Origin of the sequence: Methylobrevis albus (genome assembly GCF_015904235.1) — a bacterium.
GTDB classification, from domain to species: Bacteria; Pseudomonadota; Alphaproteobacteria; order Rhizobiales; family Pleomorphomonadaceae; genus Methylobrevis_A; species Methylobrevis_A albus.
In genome coordinates, this window is record NZ_JADZLT010000036.1 from 140,867 (window position 1) to 157,156 (window position 16,290).

The 16,290-nt window shown below is 70.5% G+C and carries 17 protein-coding genes and 1 tRNA gene; 5 read left to right on the plus strand and 13 right to left on the minus strand.

Annotation, left to right across the window (positions count from 1 at the left end):
- The first annotated feature begins 110 nt into the window (after positions 1-110).
- Positions 111-713, plus strand: a complete 603-nt coding sequence (locus tag I5731_RS01000) for a HupE/UreJ family protein (protein ID WP_407941805.1) — start codon at positions 111-113, stop codon at positions 711-713.
- Between the two features lie 43 nt (positions 714-756).
- Here I5731_RS01000 and arsH read toward each other — a convergent pair whose 3' ends face one another.
- From arsH to I5731_RS01035, 7 genes are all read right to left on the minus strand, one after another.
- Positions 757-1,497, minus strand: a complete 741-nt coding sequence (gene arsH, locus I5731_RS01005; RefSeq protein ID WP_197309484.1) for an arsenical resistance protein ArsH — start codon at positions 1,495-1,497, stop codon at positions 757-759.
- A 14-nt stretch (positions 1,498-1,511) separates the two neighbouring features.
- Entirely contained in the window at positions 1,512-2,765 is a 1,254-nt protein-coding gene (locus I5731_RS01010) for an MFS transporter (RefSeq protein WP_197309485.1), read from the minus strand.
- 67 nt (positions 2,766-2,832) lie between these two features.
- Positions 2,833-3,162 (minus strand): ArsR/SmtB family transcription factor, encoded by a 330-nt coding sequence (locus tag I5731_RS01015; RefSeq protein ID WP_197309486.1) that lies wholly within the window; start codon positions 3,160-3,162, stop codon positions 2,833-2,835.
- A 146-nt stretch (positions 3,163-3,308) separates the two neighbouring features.
- Positions 3,309-4,388, minus strand: a complete 1,080-nt coding sequence (gene arsB, locus I5731_RS01020; RefSeq protein ID WP_197309487.1) for an ACR3 family arsenite efflux transporter — start codon at positions 4,386-4,388, stop codon at positions 3,309-3,311.
- 27 nt (positions 4,389-4,415) lie between these two features.
- A complete protein-coding gene (arsC, locus tag I5731_RS01025) occupies positions 4,416-4,841 on the minus strand; it encodes an arsenate reductase (glutaredoxin) (protein WP_197309488.1) in 426 nt (141 codons plus the stop codon).
- Positions 4,842-4,928: 87 nt separating this feature from the next.
- Positions 4,929-5,300, minus strand: a complete 372-nt coding sequence (locus I5731_RS01030; protein ID WP_197309489.1) for an ArsR/SmtB family transcription factor — start codon at positions 5,298-5,300, stop codon at positions 4,929-4,931.
- Between the two features lie 49 nt (positions 5,301-5,349).
- Entirely contained in the window at positions 5,350-5,781 is a 432-nt protein-coding gene (locus tag I5731_RS01035) for a hypothetical protein (RefSeq protein WP_197309490.1), read from the minus strand.
- A 204-nt stretch (positions 5,782-5,985) separates the two neighbouring features.
- On the opposite strand from I5731_RS01035, the gene I5731_RS01040 reads away from it, so the two are divergent.
- Complete coding sequence (locus I5731_RS01040) at positions 5,986-6,927, plus strand: LysR family transcriptional regulator (protein WP_197309491.1); 942 nt, start codon at positions 5,986-5,988, stop codon at positions 6,925-6,927.
- A 6-nt stretch (positions 6,928-6,933) separates the two neighbouring features.
- On the opposite strand, the gene I5731_RS01045 is transcribed toward I5731_RS01040, so the two are convergent.
- From I5731_RS01045 to I5731_RS01070, 6 genes are all read right to left on the minus strand, one after another.
- Complete coding sequence (locus tag I5731_RS01045; RefSeq protein WP_197309492.1) at positions 6,934-7,914, minus strand: MBL fold metallo-hydrolase; 981 nt, start codon at positions 7,912-7,914, stop codon at positions 6,934-6,936.
- 156 nt (positions 7,915-8,070) lie between these two features.
- Positions 8,071-8,604 carry a hypothetical protein gene (locus I5731_RS01050; protein WP_197309493.1) on the minus strand — a complete coding sequence of 178 codons (534 nt, stop codon included), beginning with the start codon at positions 8,602-8,604 and terminating at the stop codon, positions 8,071-8,073.
- 221 nt (positions 8,605-8,825) lie between these two features.
- Positions 8,826-8,902, minus strand: a tRNA-Arg gene (locus I5731_RS01055).
- Positions 8,903-9,401: 499 nt separating this feature from the next.
- Positions 9,402-10,931, minus strand: a complete 1,530-nt coding sequence (locus tag I5731_RS01060; protein WP_197309494.1) for a sensor histidine kinase — start codon at positions 10,929-10,931, stop codon at positions 9,402-9,404.
- 46 nt (positions 10,932-10,977) lie between these two features.
- Positions 10,978-12,438, minus strand: a complete 1,461-nt coding sequence (locus I5731_RS01065; RefSeq protein ID WP_197309495.1) for a dihydrolipoyl dehydrogenase family protein — start codon at positions 12,436-12,438, stop codon at positions 10,978-10,980.
- Complete coding sequence (locus tag I5731_RS01070) at positions 12,435-13,322, minus strand: TVP38/TMEM64 family protein (protein ID WP_328837873.1); 888 nt, start codon at positions 13,320-13,322, stop codon at positions 12,435-12,437. Before I5731_RS01070 ends, I5731_RS01065 begins: the two co-directional genes overlap by 4 nt.
- Before the next feature lie 457 nt (positions 13,323-13,779).
- On the opposite strand from I5731_RS01070, the gene rpmH reads away from it, so the two are divergent.
- Genes rpmH through yidC form a run of 3 tightly spaced genes read left to right on the plus strand, consistent with a single transcriptional unit; the run spans position 13,780 to position 16,281 of the window.
- Positions 13,780-13,914, plus strand: coding sequence for a 50S ribosomal protein L34 (rpmH, locus tag I5731_RS01075; protein ID WP_197309497.1), 135 nt, complete (start codon positions 13,780-13,782; stop codon positions 13,912-13,914).
- A 41-nt stretch (positions 13,915-13,955) separates the two neighbouring features.
- Complete coding sequence (gene rnpA / locus I5731_RS01080; RefSeq protein WP_197309498.1) at positions 13,956-14,438, plus strand: ribonuclease P protein component; 483 nt, start codon at positions 13,956-13,958, stop codon at positions 14,436-14,438.
- Positions 14,431-16,281 carry a membrane protein insertase YidC gene (gene yidC, locus I5731_RS01085; protein ID WP_197309499.1) on the plus strand — a complete coding sequence of 617 codons (1,851 nt, stop codon included), beginning with the start codon at positions 14,431-14,433 and terminating at the stop codon, positions 16,279-16,281. The genes rnpA and yidC overlap by 8 nt, the downstream gene beginning before the upstream one ends.
- Positions 16,282-16,290: the final 9 nt, after the last annotated feature.

A 16,290-nucleotide genomic window follows, 5' to 3' on the forward strand; every position in this document is an offset into this window, starting at 1 on the left:
CTGCCCATCATTGCGGCAACTTCTGCCCTGGCATGGTGAAATATCGGCTTGCTCTTGCCCGCGCCGCGTCTTCTCATGCGCAAAACGGGCCATCACGAAGGGGACAGGACATGAATGTGCAGCGGACCATGACGGGACTGGTCGCGGCGGTGCTGGCGGCGGCGCCGACCGCGGCGTTCGCCCACACCGGCGCCGCCGAGACCAGCGGGTTCATGCATGGCCTCGCGCATCCGGTCGGCGGGCTCGACCACGTGCTGGCGATGGTGATGGTCGGCGTGCTCGCCTTCCAGCTCGGCGGCCGCGCCCTGTGGCTGGTGCCGGCGACGTTCGTGGCGGTGATGGCGCTCGGCGGCGGCCTCGGGGTCGCCGGCTTCACGGTGCCCTTCTTCGAACTCGGTATCGCGATCTCGGTGGTCGTGCTCGGCGTCACGGTGGCGCTCGGCGCGCCGGCGCCGCTCGCCACCGCGATGGGGCTGGTCGGCTTCTTCGCCATCTTCCACGGCTACGCGCACGGCGCCGAAATGCCGGCGGGCGCCGGCGGCGTCGCCTACGGCCTCGGCTTCATGGCCGGCACCGCGCTGCTCCACATCGCCGGCCTCGGCCTCGGCTACGGGATCGGCCGCATCGGCGCGCGCTACGCGCCGCTAGCAGTTCAGGCGACCGGCGGCGTTGCGGCGCTCGCGGGCGTCGGCATCCTGACCGGCGCACTCTGACGCCCCTGCCGTCCCGCCGCGCGGCGGGACGGTGCGCGCCGCGCTACTGCCCGGTGCCCGCCATGGCGATGGCGGCAAGATCCGCGGCGGCCGCCTTGTGCGCCGCCTCGCGGCGCTCGCTGTAGCGGCTGGTGAAATAGTCGCGCCGATCCCGGGTCAGCAGGGTGAACTTGATCAGTTCCTCCATCACGTCGACGACCCGGTCGTAATAGGCGGACGGCTTCATCCGGCCGGCCTCGTCGAACTCCTCGAAGGCTTTCGCCACCGAAGACTGGTTGGGGATGGTGATCATCCGCATCCAGCGACCGAGCACGCGCAGTGTGTTGACGGCGTTGAACGACTGCGAGCCGCCCGACACCTGCAGCACCGCCAGCGTGCGCCCCTGGGTCGGGCGGATGCCGCGGTATTCGAGCGGGATCCAGTCGATCTGGCTCTTGAAAACGCCGGTGATGGTGCCGTGCCGCTCCGGGCTGCACCAGACCTGCCCTTCCGACCATTCCGACAGCGCCCGAAGCTCCTGCACCTTCGGATGATCCGCCGGCTCGGCGTCGGGCAGCGGCAGGCCGCGCGGGTCGAAGATCCGCGTCTCCGCGCCCATGGCGCCGAGCAGGCGGCCGCATTCCTCGACGAGCAGCCGGCTGTAGGAGCGCTCGCGCAGCGAGCCGTAGAGCAGGAGGATGCGCGGCGGATGCGTCATCGGCACGGGCGGCGCGAGTTTCTCCGCGCCCGGCAGGTCAAAGTGCTCCGGGTCGAGCGCGGCGGTGAAGGCGTCGAAATCCGTCATGAAACGCGGGATCCTCAGTTGATGGCGAGCGCGGCGCGGCGCGACAGGAGGGCGGCGGCCCAAAAGCCGGCGGCGAGCAGCAGGGTCAGGGCGATGATGGCGACGAGCACCGCGTCGTAGGCGCCCGACGCAGACCAGATCAGCGCGGCGCCGAGCGGCGCGAGCGCGCGCGAGATCGTGCTCGGCGCCGACATCGCGCCGTTCACCGCGCCATAGGCCTCGCGCGTCAGCATTTCGGGCACGGCGAGGCCGCGCACGATGGTCATGATGCCGTTCGCCCCGCCGTAGAGCAGCGCGACGACGGCGATGAGCGTGAAGCTCGGCGGCAGCACCTGCAGCGCGACGAGCGCGAGCGGGAACACCGCCACGGTGATCGAGCCGATCAGCCGCACCGCGGCCCCGGCCGCGAACACCCAGATCGCGATGCGGCCGGCGACCTGCGCCGGGCCGATCAGCGTCATGGCGACGACGACGGCGCCGGCCTCGAAGCCCTTTTCCAGCAGCAGCGGATAGAGATGGAAGGTGAAGGCCGAAAACGCCGCCGAGTAGGCGGTGAAGGCGACCGCGAGCGCCCAGAACACCGGCTGCCGCGCCGCCCGGGCGACCACCGCCCGGCCGCTGAGCGGCGGCACGGCGGCCGAGGCGCGGTGCGGCGGTGCATCGGCGGCGGGGTCGATCACGGCGAGATAGCAGCCGGCGCAGACGAGGATGTTGATCGCCGCCAGCACGAGCAGCGCGTCGCGCCAGCCGACCGTGTCGAGCAGCGCCTGCACCAGCGGAATGAAGACCGTGGAAGCAAAGCCGCCCCAGAGGGTGAGCGCGGTGATGCCGGCGCGCGCATGCGCCGGGCCGGCGCGGCGGGCGATCACCGCGAAGGCGGGATCGTACAGCGTCGCCGCCTGCAGCGCGCCGATGCCGGCGATCGCGACGTAGAACAGCAGCAGGCTTGTCACCTGCGACCAGAGCACGAGCAGTAGCCCTGCGAGCACCGAGCCGCCGGTCATGATCCAGCAACCGTGGCCGCGGTCGATGGCGGCGCCGATCGGATAGGCGGCGAGGCCGGCGAGGCCGAGCCCGAGAGTCGCCGCGCCGTAGAGCGCGCTCTTCGACCAGCCGAGTTCGTCTCCCATCGCCTCGGCGATCAGCGGGAAGCTGTAGTAGAGCGAGCCCCACGAGCAGATCTGACCGATGCCGAGGCACGTGACGAAGCGGCTGCGCCCGCCGGGCGGGCGATGGGCGGGGGCAGCGCCGAAGACGTCGTCGGTCACGCGGGCACTCCGCGGCGGGGCGCCATGGCCGCAATTTCGGCGGCAGCCGGAACCATCGCGTGCAGGGTCATCCCGCCTTCGTCTCCACGGACTGGACGGTGTCGCCACAAGTCTGGTCGGCGCAGCATTCGTCGGCGAGATAGCCGATCAGGGTATTCATGCTCGGATAGTGCGCGCGGCAGATCAGCGTCGTCGCCTGCCGTTCCTGCGTGACGAGGCCGGTGGCGACGAGGCGATGCAGATGGTGCGACAGCGTCGAGGCGGCGATGCCGATGCGCTCCTGCAGCCGGCCGACGGCGAGCCCGTCGTTCCCCGCCCGGATCAGGGTGCGATATATCTGCAGGCGGGTCGGATTGCCGAGCGCTTCGAGCTGGCCGGCGGCTTGTTCGAGCTTCATGGAAATAGACTAGGCGCCGCAGTTGGTCCCGGTCAAGGCATGGTTCCATCATTCTTGAAGGATGGAAATCTCGACCCCTGGTCCCGGCCCCGGGCTGGGCTGGCCGGACGGTCTCGCGCCCGCCCGGCCGGCCCGGTTCCTCATCTTTAGCGCGCCGGCGCCGTCGTGGGGAACCAGCGGCTGCCGAGGCGGAGCGCGACGTGCACCAGCAGCAGCAGCACCGGCACCTCGACCAGCGGCCCGATCACCGCGGCGAACGCCACCGGCGAGGCGAGGCCGAAGGCGGCGATGGCGACCGCGATGGCGAGTTCGAAGTTGTTGCCGGCGGCGGTGAAGGCGATCGCGGTGGTGCGGGGGTAGTCGGTCTCGATCAGCCGGCCCATGGCGAAGCTGATCAGGAACTGGACGATGAAGTAGATCGTCAGCGGCACCGCGATCATCACCGCGTCCATCGGCAGGCGGACCATGTCGCCGCCCTTGAGGCTGAACATCGCGACGATGGTGAAGAGCAGCGCGGCGAGCGTGATCGGCCCGATCCGCGGCAGGAACACATCGGCGTACCAGTCTGCCCCGTTGCGCGCGATCAGGATGCGGCGGGTGAGGAAGCCGGCGAGGAAGGGAATGCCGAGATAGATCAGCACCGCCTCGGTGATGGTCCAGAAGCCGACGTCGACGACGCTGCCCTCCAGCCCGAACAGCGGCGGCAGCACGGCGAGGAACAGCCAGGCGTAGGTGGAGAAGAACAGGATCTGGAAGATCGAGTTGAACGCCACCAGCCCGGCGACATACTGGTTGTCGCCCTTGGCGAGCTCGTTCCAGACCAGCACCATGGCGATGCAGCGGGCGAGGCCGATCAGGATCAGGCCGGTCATGTATTCCGGGTGGTCGCGCAGGAACAAGACGGCGAGGCCGAACATCAGCACCGGGCCGATCAGCCAGTTCTGAACCAGCGAGAGCGCCAGCACGCGCTTGTCGGCGAAGACGCGGTGCAGCTCCTCGTAGCGCACCTTGGCGAGCGGCGGGTACATCATCAGGATCAGGCCGATGGCGATCGGGATGTTGGTCGTGCCGACCGACAGGCTGTCGAGCGCCGCCGGCAGGCCGGTGAACACCGTGCCAAGGAGGATGCCGAGCGCCATCGCCGCGAAGATCCACACGGTGAGATAGCGGTCGAGGAAGGACAGCCGGGAAGCGGGCCGGGGTGCGGTGAGGGCGGGCGAGGACATCGGGGGCAGGCTCCGGGGAGGGTCGGGTCAGGCGACGCGGTTGCCGTCGGCGTCGATCAGCAGCTCGCCGTCTTCCTTGCGGAATTCGCCGCGCTGCCCGGCGGGCAGCAGGTCGAGCACCGCCTCGGACGGGCGGCACAGGCGGACGCCGAGGGGCGTGACGACGATCGGCCGGTTGATCAGGATCGGGTGCGCCATCATCGCGTCGAGCAGCGCGTCGTCGCCGAGCGCCGGGTCGCCGAGGCCGAGGTCGGCATAGGGCGTGCCCTTTTCGCGCAGCAGGTCGCGGACGGGGATGCCCATGCGGGCGATGAGATCCACGAGTTCGGCGCGGCTCGGCGGCGTCTTCAGGTACTCGATCACCACCGGCTCGATGCCGGCGTTGCGGATCAGGCCGAGGGTGTTGCGCGAGGTGCCGCAGGCGGGGTTGTGGTAGATCGTGACGTCGGTCATCGCGGGGTCCTCATGGATCGGCACTCTGGGGGATCGGCGCATGGAGCGGGCCGCGCGGGCGCGGCGGCATCCCCGGGGCGAGAAGGGTCAGGCGCGGCGCGGTTCGGGCATCGCGGCGGCGTCGGCCGCGCAGCACGGCTGCAGGTCGGCGATCAGCGGGGCGCAGATCTCGGGCCGGCCGCCGCAGCAGTCCTTCATGATGAAGGCCGCGAGGTCGCGCGCGGCATCGAGCCGGGCGCGGTAGATGATCTGGCGGCTGTGGCGCTCGGCCAGGATCAGGCCGGCGCGGGTCAGGATGGCGAGATGCGTCGAGAGCGTGTTGTGCGGCACGTCCAGCCGGCGCGCGACGTCGCCGGCCGGCAGCCCGCCGGGCTCGTGCACGACGAGCAGCCGGAACACGTCGAGGCGCGTCGGCTGCGACAGGGCGGTGAAGGCGGCGAGGGCCTGGTCGGTTTCCATATGTCGACATTAATCGACATATGGACATATTGAAAGAGGCGTTTGCCGCTCAGTCGCGCGTGACGGCAATCCCGTTCATCACGAGGTCGCGGTGCGCCGCGATGTAGGACGGCACGTCCTGGTGGCGGTGGCGGCCGAGGATGATCGTGTCGATCATCATGGCGATGACGGGCGCCACGATCACCGGCGCGAGGGCGGCCGGGGTGCCGCGGAACTCGCCGATGGCGACGCCCTCGTCGAGCAGCGCCTGGGTGCGGGCGAGCAGCGGGTCGACCAGCTTTTCGTTATGCGCGGCGACCATCCGGGGAAAGCAGCCACCTTCCGAGATGACGAACCGCATCAGTTCGCGCGTGTGCCTGTCGTCGGACAGGCGCTCGTAGGCGAGAAGAATATGGGACCGCAGCCGCTCGACGCAGCATCCCTGCAAATCTCCCGAATCCTGCAACAGCTTTTCCAGCGGCGTCGAAATATGGTCGATCATCGCGGAGAACAGCTCCTCCTTGGTCGGGAAGTAGAGATGCTGCCGGCGCTCTATGTCGCCTGGTTCCGGATCCCCGCCGACGGCCTCGCCGCGCCGGCCGCCGTATGACGGCGAGCGCCTTTCGCGGCATGCGGATCACGTCGGCCGGGACGTCACCGTCCCGGCCGGGTTAAACCGGGTCGCCCGCTGCGATGGAGACCCCGGATGCGTGACCCCATTCTGGAGATGGATACGGCGCTGCTCCTGACGCTCGACGCGCTGCTGAAGGACCTCAACGTCACCCATGCCGCCAACCGGCTGGGCATCACCCAGCCGGCGCTGTCGGGGCGGCTGACGCGGCTCCGGCAGTTGCTCGGCGACCCGCTGCTGATCCCCGCCGCATCGGGCCGGGGCATGGTGGCGACGCCGCATGCCGAGGCGCTGGCGCCCGAACTCGCCCGGCTGATGGACCGGCTCAGGCGCTTCTCCAGCGTCGCGCAGGTGTTCGATCCGGCGACGAGCGACCGCACGTTCCGGATCGCGGCCACCGACAACCCGGCCGCCATACTAGCCCCCGACCTCATCCCCGCCATCAAGGCGGCGGCGCCGCGGGTGCGGCTCGCCTTCGTGCTGCCCGACAAGGCGCGCATCGCCGCCGATCTCGAAGCGGGGAGCGCCGACCTCTTCATCGGCGCCGCCGAGGACGTCGCGGGCGGCCTGATCGGGCGGACGCTGCTCGAGGAGACCTTCGTGACGGCCCAGCGCAAGGGCCATCCGCGCGGCGCCGCCCCGATCGACCTCGACGAATTCTGCCGCCTCGACCATCTGCTCGTCTCGACCAGCGGCGGCAACTTCGCCGGGATGATCGACGACGCGCTGGAGGCGCTCGGCCGCACCCGGCGCGTCTCGGTGTCGATCCAGAGCTACGCGCTGGCGCCGCTGGTGCTGCAGGCGAGCGACTGCGTCTGCACGCTGCCGCGCCGCTTTCTCGCGCGCTTCACCACGTCGCTCGACCTGTTCGAGCCGCCGGTGGCGCTGGCGCGGTTCCAGATCAACGCGTTCTGGCACCCGCGCATGGGCGGCGACCCCGCCCATGCCTGGCTGCGCGACCAGGTGTTCCAGGCGGCGCGGGCGCAGGGGCGTGACCCCGGCGCCCTGCCCGCCTGAGGCGCGTCACTCGCCGGCGGTGCCGGGGCGGTTGCGGTATTCCGCCGGGTGCCAGGTGAAGCCGCCGCCATCCTCGGCGCGGACGTGGCCGATGCCGGGGAAGCGCAGATGCGGGGCGGCGATGAGCTGGCGCGCGCCCGCGAGATCGGGGAACGCCTGCTGCCGCGCCGCCGCGGCGGCGGCGGGATCGACGTCGTAGAGAATGGTGATCGCCGGCTTCGGGAACTGCACCGCCTCGACGTGCACGATGTCGCCGACGAAGACGATGGACTGGCCCGCGCTCGTCACGGTGAAGAAGGCGCTGCCGGGGGTGTGGCCGGGGTGCAGCGTCGCGACGATGCCCGGCAGGATTTCTTCCCCGTCGGCGAAGCTCTTCACCTTGCCGGCCGCGGCATAGACCCCGACGGTCTTCGCCGCCTCGTCGAAATATTGCTTGGCATAGCCGGTGCGCTCGGCGTTAGCCGCGTCGAGGAAGAAGTTGATGTCGGGCGCGCCGACGTGCACGACGGCGTTCGCGAACACCGGCTTGCCGCCGGCGACGAGGCCGCCGGTGTGGTCGGTGTGGACATGGGTGATCAGGACGTCGGTGACGTCGGCCGGCGCGACCCCGGCGGCGGCGAGGCTGGCGACGAGCTTGCCGCCATAGCCCGGGCCGAACAGTTCGCCCGACCCGGTGTCGACCAGGATGATGCGGCCGGCGCCGCGGACGAGAAAGGCGTTGATCGACGCCTCGACCGGGTTGGCGAGGAACGCGTGCTGCAGCAGCCCGTCGATCTCGGCCTCGTGGGTGCCGATCAGCAGCTCATAGAGATTCTGCGGCACCGTGCCGTCGGAGAGCGCGACGATCTCGAGGTCGCCGAGCGGCATGGCATAGGCATCGGCCTGCTGCGTATAGGCCACCGGCGGCGCGGCGAACACGGGCACGGCCGGCGCACCGACGAGGGTGAGGGCCAGCGCCGTGCTGGCGAGGAGGGAGCGGAGCGTCATCTGTTCGGGGTCCTTCGAACCGCGTTGCGATGACGACGAGGTAGCCCCATGCAGCCCGAGCCGGGAAATCGCATCGGCGGATGCGACCCATGTCCGGCAGTGATGGGTGGGGGTTTTTTGGGGAGGCATTGGGACGGGGTGGCCGGGGCGGCGTGTTCAACGCGCGATCTGCTCGATCCTGAGCTGGAAATGCTCGTAGTTCCGGAGCCTCTCGTACCGGTAATACTCGTCGTTATACTGCGGGAACCCCTCGTCGAGGCAGTCCTCCGTCTTGGCACCGCGCTCCGATCGGTCAGCTGCGTAGATGATGGAGATATGGTCCGGCGCCGACGTCTCGGGCGGGGTGATGTATATGCTCAGACCGCGGTTGAATCGTTCGCAGCCCGGGACCGGAAATTTATACTTCACAGGATCAATTTCGTCCCTGACGAGGCAGTATTCTATATTCGATTCGTATCGAAACGTGAATTTTTCACTGTCGGCGATGATCGTGAAATAGCATTCACCGAAATCGCAATACGTCCTGTACTCGAGGCCTTCCGCCAGAGGGCCTGCGACAGTGCGTTTGTCGGGCGTGAATTGCGTATTCGTGCACTCGGCGGCAGCTCTTGAGTTCGTCACCTGCGCTGCCGACATCGCAGCCAGAATGAGCATGGTCGCCGATGCCCTGCCGACCGCCTTCGCATGCATGCCACGCCCTCCCGCTCTGCGCCTGCCCGTTCCCGGTCGCTCGCCGCTGCGAGATCCCGGAGTACTCCCGCTGCCCTGCCGCATTGGATCGAAAAGCCAGCTCAGGCGGCAAGGCCGTCCGGATCTCGGCGAGCGGCCGGCTGCAGAACGAGAAAATCGGCCGTCGAACCAGCGTTCGGACAGACCGTTCAGAGATGTCGGATCAGAGAGAAAAAAGAAAGTGGCGCGCCCGAAGAGATTCGAACTCCTGACCCCCAGATTCGTAGTCTGGTGCTCTATCCAGCTGAGCTACGGGCGCCTGCCGGCCGGGACGCGGACAGTTTTGGCTGCCGGTCCGGCGTGCGTTCGGGGTGTTCCCGAACGGGATTGGACGTTTAGTGGGTCGCGGCGGGGATTGCAAGCGGCGAAAATGTGAAATTGCCGATCGCGGGTTTTGGCGAGGGGGTTCGGGCTGGTCGGGGGTGTCGTGATCCCGCCAGCCGGAGGGGGACTGTGCACGCCCCCTGCGCGCGCGTGCGGGGTGGCGGCGGGACGGCGGGGTGGCTGCGGTTGATTCCGGCGACGCGGCGCCCGGCGGCACGTCCCCCCCTCCCTGTCCCTCCCCCTCGAGGGGGGAGGGGACGACATCCGACGGGCCTTACCACACAACCCCTCCCCCCTCGAGGGGGAGGGCCGGGGAGGGGGGACTGTCCACGGCCTCGGCGCCCGCGGCGGCGTTTGCAAGCGCCCGCCGCGGGGCTGATCCGGTGGCAGGGCGTCGAGGCCGGCCGCGGGCGGTGCCGGGTCACCCCCCGGGCTCACACCGCGCGGGAGCGGACGGCGCCGGTGAAGGGGAGCGGGCGGTCGGGGATCTCGATCTCGAAGGTGGCGCCGGGCGCCTTCTCGAGCAGCACGATCGAGCCGCCGTGGGCGCGCACCAGTTCCGCCGAGATCGCGAGGCCGAGGCCGGTGCCGCCGCGGCGCATCGAGCTCTGGAACGGCTTGAACAGGCTCTCGCGCGCCTTCTCGGGCAGGCCCGGGCCGGTGTCGGTGACGCGGATGCGGGCAACCGCGCCGGCACGCTCGGCCGACACCTCGAGCCGGCGCACCAGCGAATCGTCGCCGGTCGCCTCCAGCGCCTGCGCCGCGTTGCGCACGAGGTTGACGAGCACGCGGAAGAGCTGGTCGGGATCGGCGTCGACCTCAAGCCCGTCCGGCACGCCGTTGACCCATTCGACGGTGCCGTGGGCGGAGACGCCGGTGGTCTCGCCGACGTCGGCGACGAGGCGGCGCAGCGCGACGAGGCGGCGCACCGGCGGCTGCTCCTGGGCGCGGCCGTAGGCGAGAACGCTCTGGCAGTAGTTGATCGCCCGGTCGAGGGCGGCGAGCAGCTTCGGCGCGAAGCGCTGCACCGTCGGGTCCGGCACCGAGGCGAGGCGGTCGGAAACGAGCTGGGCCGAGGCCAGCATGTTGCGCAGGTCGTGGTTGATCTTCGAGACGGCGAGACCGAGGTCGGCGAGGCGGCGCTGCTGCTTCAGCGTCTCCTGCAGGTGCGACTGCATCTCGCGCAGGCCCCATTCCGCCGCGCCGATCTCGTCGGTGCGGGCGGAGGGCGCGATGATGTTGGCCGGGTTCTCCGGATCCTCGGTGAAGCGGCGAACGGCACGGCCGATGCGCTGCATCGGGCGCACCAGCAGCCGCTGCAGGCTGAGGTAGACGAGGCCGGCGGTGAGGCCGGAGATCGCCAGCGACAACAGCAGGATGTTGGCCGAGAAGGCGAGCATGCGGTCGCGCAGCGGCGCTTCCGGATAGAGCATGTCGAGCCGGCGGCCGGTGCCGTCGTCGAAGGCGCCGCTGATGTGCAGCGTGCGGCTGCCGCCGTAGACGAGGGTGTCGAAGGCGGCGGCGATCGAGTCCAGCGGCCCGAGCTCGTCGACGACGATGGAGCGGCCGACCGTCGGCGGCTCGTCGACGATCGCAAGCAGCCGCTTGATGCCGTCCTCCTTCACCGCGATGGCATAGGCGCCGATCTCGCCGAGCAGCGCCTGCTGCAACTCCTGCGGCAGCTTCTCCTCGGCGGGAACGAGCAGCAGGGAATGGCTGGCGATCATGCCGTTGCGCAGCCGCGATTCGAGGATGGTGCGCTGGAAGTTGGCGATCGAGGGGACGTAGATCAGCACCTCGCTGATCATCACGAACAGCACGGTGAGCAGCAGCAGGCGCGCCGAGAGGCCGAAGCGCACCGTCGGCACGCCGGGCTCCGCCGCCGGCGTCTCCGGCTTCGCTTCCGCTGCCTCCGTCGCCCCTGCCGCGGCGCTGCTGTCCGTGGCCGCCAGTTGCTCGCTCATGCCCGTCGCCGTCTCCGCCCGTTATACCGGCACCGTCCCGAACCCGTCAGCCGAAGGCGCGCAGCAGGCGCAGCAGACGGCCGAGCCAGGGGTTGGCCAGGCTCTTGCCATAATATGTCAAAGCCGCCCGCCGCGCGATCTCGGCATGGGTCGGATAGGGAAACACGGTGTCGGCAAACGCCTTCACCGTCATCTGCTGGCCGACGGCGAGCGCCAGCATCGCCAGCGTCTCGCCCGCCTCCGGCCCCGCCGCCGCCGCACCGAGAATGCGGCCGCCGCGGCCGACCACCAGCTTGAGCATTCCTTCGGCCTCGCGCGCCGTCGCCGCGCGGTCGTTGCCAGCATATGGGGCGGAAAGAACGGTGACACTATGGCCGGCCGCACGCGCCGCGTTGGCCGAGAGGCCGACCTGGCCGATCTCGGGGTCGGTGAAGGTCACCCAGGGCAGAATGTCGCGCCGCTCGGCGACCGGCAGGCGGAACAGGATCGAGCGGACGGCGAGCCCGGCGTGATAGCCGGCCCAGTGGGTGAACTGGAACGAGCCGGCGACGTCGCCGATGGCGTAGACGCGGCGGTTGCCGGTGCGCAGGCCGGCGTCGACGCGGATGCCGCGCGGACCGAAGCCGATCTCCCCCGCCTCGAGGCCGAGATCCTCGACGTTCGGCCGGCGGCCGGCGGCGACGAGGAGGTGGGAGCCGGCGATCGTGCGGCGCGTGCCGTCGGCGGCCAGCGTCTCGACGCGGACGCCGCCGGCGCTATCTGCGACGACGCCGGCCGCGCGCGTCTGCTCGAGCACGGCGACGCCCTCGGCGCGCAGGCGGGCGACGACGACGGCGGCGAGTTCCGGATCGTCGCGGCCGAGGGCGCGGGCGGCCTCGACCACCGTCACCGCGGCGCCGAGCCGGCGATAGGCCTGGGCGAGTTCGAGCCCGATCGGCCCGCCACCGAGTATCACGAGGTGCTCGGGCAGATCGCCGAGGTCGAAGACGCTCTCGTTGGTGAGATGCGGGACGGTGGTGAGGCCCGGCACCTTCGGCAGCGCCGGGCGCGAGCCGGTGGCGACGACGAAGCGGCGGGCGCGGATCGTGGTGTCGCCGGCGACCACCGTGCGCGGATCGGTGAAGCGGGCACGGGCGCGGATCACGGTAGCGCCGAGCCCCTCAAAGCGGGCCTGCGAATCATGCGGCGCGATGCCGGCGATGACGGCGCGGATGTGCGCGCGCACGGCCTCCATGTTAGTCGCGACCGGGTCGCCGGCGCCTTCCGGTGCACCGGCCGGACCCGGATGGACGCCGAAGGCGGCGGCGGTGCGGATGGCGTGGGCGTGGCGGGCGGCGGCGATCAGCGACTTCGACGGGATACAGCCGCTGTTGAGGCAGTCGCCGCCCATGGCGGCCTCCTCGCAGATCGCGACCTCGACGCCGAACGCGCGCGCCGCCGCGGCGACCGAAAGGCCGGCCGAGCCGGCGCCGATGACGCAGATGTCCGGCGTGATCACCCGGCTCATGCCTTGCCCCTCCCCGCGGCTTCGTTGTCACGCGCGGCGCAGGCCGCGCCGCGCCTGGAGCGGCGGCGCCAGGCTTTCACCGCGACCGGCACCAGCGCGAGCAGCCCGAGCGCCGCGAAGGCGGCGAAGAGATGCGGGGTCAGCAGGGCCGAGAGCTTGATGCCGGTCGGACAGTCGGCCCCCGGCGCGCAGTCGGCCCGCACCGCCGCCTGGGCGGCGACCACGGAATCGAGGCCCTCGCCGACGACGGTGAAGGCGAAGGTGCCGGGCAGGATGCCGAAGAAGGTGGTCCAGACGAAGACGCCGAGCGGCACGCCGGCGAGCGCCGGCGCGAGATTGACCACCCAGAACGGAAACAGCGGCACGAGGCGCAGGAACAGCAGGAACGAGACCGCATCCTCGCGAAAGCCCGCGGCGATCTTGGTCAGCAGCGGGCCGGCACGCTCGCGCAAGGGGCGGCCGAGCGAGGTGCGCGCGACGAGGAACAGGGCGGTGGCGCCGAGCGTCGCCGCGCTGACCACGACGAGGCCGGCGACGAGCCAGCCGAACAGGAAGCCGCCGGCGATGGTGAGCACGGCGAGGCCCGGCACGGAGACGGCCGTGATGACGGCATAGATCGCCGTGAACCCGAGCAGGCTGGCGAGATAGTTGTCGCGCACGAGGCCCGCGAGCCGTTCGCGGTGCTCGATCAGCGCGTCGAGGGTGAGGTAGCGGTGCCAGCCGAGCGCGTAGACGGCGACGGCGATCAGCGCGAGACCGCCGAGCCAGAGCAGCAGGCCCCGGCGCGAGCGCGGCGCGGCACACGGCGGCGCGGCGCAGTCGGTCCCGGCGAGCACCGGTCCCGCACAGGCCTCGCCCTGCCCCGCCGCGGGCGGCGGAGACACGGTCGGGCCCTGGTTCGCGCCAGCAGGCGGCGACATCCGCATGATCTCCAAGCTCGGTCCGATGCGGCCGCCGCAGCGGCCGGACGCGGCCTCATTGTCCTGCCACGCCGGGAACGGGCGGCGGCAGGCGGGCCTTCGCCCATCGGTCGCATCGATCCGGAGCGCCCGCAAGCCGATCGCAGGCGACTCACCGCGAAGTGATGCGGCAAGGATCCGGGGCGCGGGCATCGGCGGAATTTCGCATTGCGGCGCCCGGCGCGCGTTGACCCGGCCGGGGGGCTTCGCGTATAAGCCGGGCTCGACCGGGACAGGCCGCCGGTCCGCTCCGCATTTCTGCGCGGATCGTGCGTCGGCCACAACGTCCGGAACAGCGACAGACACATCGGGCGACCGGACGGCGACGAGCCGGCATGGGCGCCCCCAGAGACGAAGGACCGCCTGGCGGCGGGATCGATCCATGAAGCGGACCTACCAGCCCTCCAAGCTCGTGCGCAAGCGCCGCCACGGCTTTCGCGCCCGCATGGCCACCGTCGGCGGCCGCAAGGTGATCGCGGCCCGCCGCGCGCTCGGCCGCAAGCGCCTCTCGGCCTGATCGGCGATGCGGCGGCTTTCGGCCGAAAGCCGCGCGTTGCGATGAGCCGGCTGAAGAAACGGGCAGAGTTCCTGAAAGTCGCCCGGGGCGCGCGAACGCCCCGGCGCGGCTTTTTGCTGCAATCGATCCGGCGGGACGATCCGGCCGGGCCGGGCACCGCCGATACGGCGCCCCGCTTCGGCTACACCGTGACGAAGAAGATCGGCAATGCGGTCGAGCGCAACCGCATCCGCCGCCGCCTGCGCGAGGCGGTGCGGCTGGCGGGGGCCGAGGTCGCGGAGCCGGGCATCGACTACGTGCTCGTCGGGCGCCAGGGCGCCTTGTCGCTCGGCTTTGCCGAACTGACCGCCGATCTCCTCGGCGCCCTGCGGGCGGCACGCAAGGCCCACCGGCCCGCCCGCGCGACCACGGCGCCGCAGACCGGCGCCGCCGACCACGAGACCGCCCCGGGAGACCGCCCGGGGGCGGCCATACCGCCGAGCCCCACCGGGCCAGCGACCTCCGAGAGACCGAACGATGGCTGACAACCGCAATTTCATCCTCGCGATCGTGCTGTCGCTCGCCGTCATGCTCGGCTGGCAGTTCTTCATCGCCGGGCCGCAGCTCGAACAACAGCGCATCGCGCAGCAGGCGGCGCTGCAGCAGCAGCAGGCCCAGCAGCAGACGCCGCCGGCGGCCGGAGCCGCCCCCGGTCAGCCCGGCGCGGCGGCCCAGGCGCCCGGCACCGCCCCCGGCACCGCGCCGGCCGGCAGCATCGCCGCCCCGGAGAGCCTGTCGCGCAGCGACGCTCTCGCCGCCTCGCCGCGCATCCCGATCCGTTCGGAAGGGCTCACCGGCACGCTTAACCTGCGCGGCGCGCGCATCGACGACGTCGCCCTCAACCGCTACCGCGTCACTGTCGACCCCGCCTCCGAGAGCGTCACGCTGCTGAGCCCGGAAGGCGCGAAGGACGCCTATTTCGCCGAGGTCGGCTACACGGTTCCCGCCGGCGCCGCGACGCCGATGCCGACGGCCAACACGGTGTGGAGCGCGCCCGAGGGGGCGACGCTGACGACGGAAACGCCGGTCACGCTCACCTGGGACAACGCGCAGGGCCTCGTGTTCCGCCGCACGATCTCGGTCGACGCCGACTACATGTTCACGATCGAGGACACGATCGAGAACACCGGCGCCGGCGACACGGTGCTCTACCCCTACGGCTTCGTGCAGCGCCACTCGCAGCCGCCGAACAGCGGCAACTACATCCTGCACGAGGGCCTCGTCGGCGTGCTCGGCGACGGCAAGCTGTCGGAAGTGCACTACAACGACCTGAAGGACGACGGCGAGGTGAAGCCGGGCGCGACCGCGACCGGCTGGCTCGGCATCACCGACAAGTACTGGGCGAGCGCGCTGGTGCCCGACGCCGCCCGCGGCTTCCAGCCCCGCTTCCTGCACAGCCGTGTCGCCAACACCGACACCTACCAGGCGGACTATCTCGGCGACTCGCTGACGGTCGCGGCCGGCAGTTCGGCGACGACGACGACGCGGCTGTTTGCCGGCGCCAAGGAAGTCGGCCTGCTCGACGCCTACGCTTCGAGCTACGCCATCCCGCAATTCGATCTCCTGATCGACTGGGGCTGGTTCTACTTCCTGACCAAGCCGATGTTCTATCTCATCGACATGCTGTTCAACCTCGTCGGCAACTTCGGCGTCGCCATCCTGCTCGTCACCGTGCTGATCAAGGGCATCTTCTATCCGCTCGCGAACAAGTCTTATGTGTCGATGAGCAAGATGAAGAAGGTCCAGCCGCAGATGGCGGAGATCAAGGAGCGGCACAAGGACGACCGGGTGAAGCAGCAGCAGGCGCTGATGGAGCTCTACAAGACCGAGAAGATCAATCCGCTCGCCGGCTGTCTTCCGATCCTGGTGCAGATCCCGGTGTTCTTCGCGCTCTACAAGGTGCTGTTCGTCACCATCGAAATGCGGCACGCGCCGTTCTTCGGCTGGATCCAGGATCTCTCCGCGCCCGATCCGACCACGATCTTCAACCTGTTCGGGCTGATCCCGTGGGATCCGTCGGTGGTGCCGGTGCTCGGGCCGTTCCTGATGCTCGGCATCTGGCCGCTGATCATGGGCATCACGATGTTCTTCCAGATGAAGCTCAACCCGACGCCGCCGGACCCGACCCAGGCGATGATCTTCAACTGGATGCCGGTGATCTTCACCTTCATGCTCGCCTCGTTCCCGGCCGGCCTCGTCATCTACTGGGCCTGGAACAACACCCTCTCGGTGCTGCAGCAGTCGGTGATCATGAAGCGGCAGGGGGTGAAGATCGAGCTCTACGACAACATCCGCAACCTGTTCCGCCGCGGCACCGCGAAGAGCTGAGGACCCACG

Excerpts from the sequence above, each read along its gene's own strand:
- I5731_RS01030 (WP_197309489.1), bottom strand. The coding sequence starts at position 5,300 with ATGGAAACCGACCAGGCCCTCGCCGCCTTCACCGCCCTGTCGCAGCCG.
- I5731_RS01045 (WP_197309492.1), bottom strand. The coding sequence starts at position 7,914 with ATGACGCTCCGCTCCCTCCTCGCCAGCACGGCGCTGGCCCTCACCCTC.
- I5731_RS01050 (WP_197309493.1), bottom strand. The coding sequence starts at position 8,604 with ATGCATGCGAAGGCGGTCGGCAGGGCATCGGCGACCATGCTCATTCTG.
- arsH (WP_197309484.1), bottom strand. The coding sequence starts at position 1,497 with ATGACGGATTTCGACGCCTTCACCGCCGCGCTCGACCCGGAGCACTTT.
- arsB (WP_197309487.1), bottom strand. The coding sequence starts at position 4,388 with ATGTCCTCGCCCGCCCTCACCGCACCCCGGCCCGCTTCCCGGCTGTCC.
- I5731_RS01035 (WP_197309490.1), bottom strand. The coding sequence starts at position 5,781 with ATGATCGACCATATTTCGACGCCGCTGGAAAAGCTGTTGCAGGATTCG.
- I5731_RS01000 (WP_407941805.1), top strand. The coding sequence starts at position 111 with ATGAATGTGCAGCGGACCATGACGGGACTGGTCGCGGCGGTGCTGGCG.
- I5731_RS01040 (WP_197309491.1), top strand. The coding sequence starts at position 5,986 with ATGCGTGACCCCATTCTGGAGATGGATACGGCGCTGCTCCTGACGCTC.
- I5731_RS01060 (WP_197309494.1), bottom strand. The coding sequence starts at position 10,931 with ATGAGCGAGCAACTGGCGGCCACGGACAGCAGCGCCGCGGCAGGGGCG.
- I5731_RS01015 (WP_197309486.1), bottom strand. The coding sequence starts at position 3,162 with ATGAAGCTCGAACAAGCCGCCGGCCAGCTCGAAGCGCTCGGCAATCCG.
- yidC (WP_197309499.1), top strand. The coding sequence starts at position 14,431 with ATGGCTGACAACCGCAATTTCATCCTCGCGATCGTGCTGTCGCTCGCC.
- I5731_RS01065 (WP_197309495.1), bottom strand. The coding sequence starts at position 12,438 with ATGAGCCGGGTGATCACGCCGGACATCTGCGTCATCGGCGCCGGCTCG.
- rnpA (WP_197309498.1), top strand. The coding sequence starts at position 13,956 with ATGAGCCGGCTGAAGAAACGGGCAGAGTTCCTGAAAGTCGCCCGGGGC.
- arsC (WP_197309488.1), bottom strand. The coding sequence starts at position 4,841 with ATGACCGACGTCACGATCTACCACAACCCCGCCTGCGGCACCTCGCGC.
- rpmH (WP_197309497.1), top strand. The coding sequence starts at position 13,780 with ATGAAGCGGACCTACCAGCCCTCCAAGCTCGTGCGCAAGCGCCGCCAC.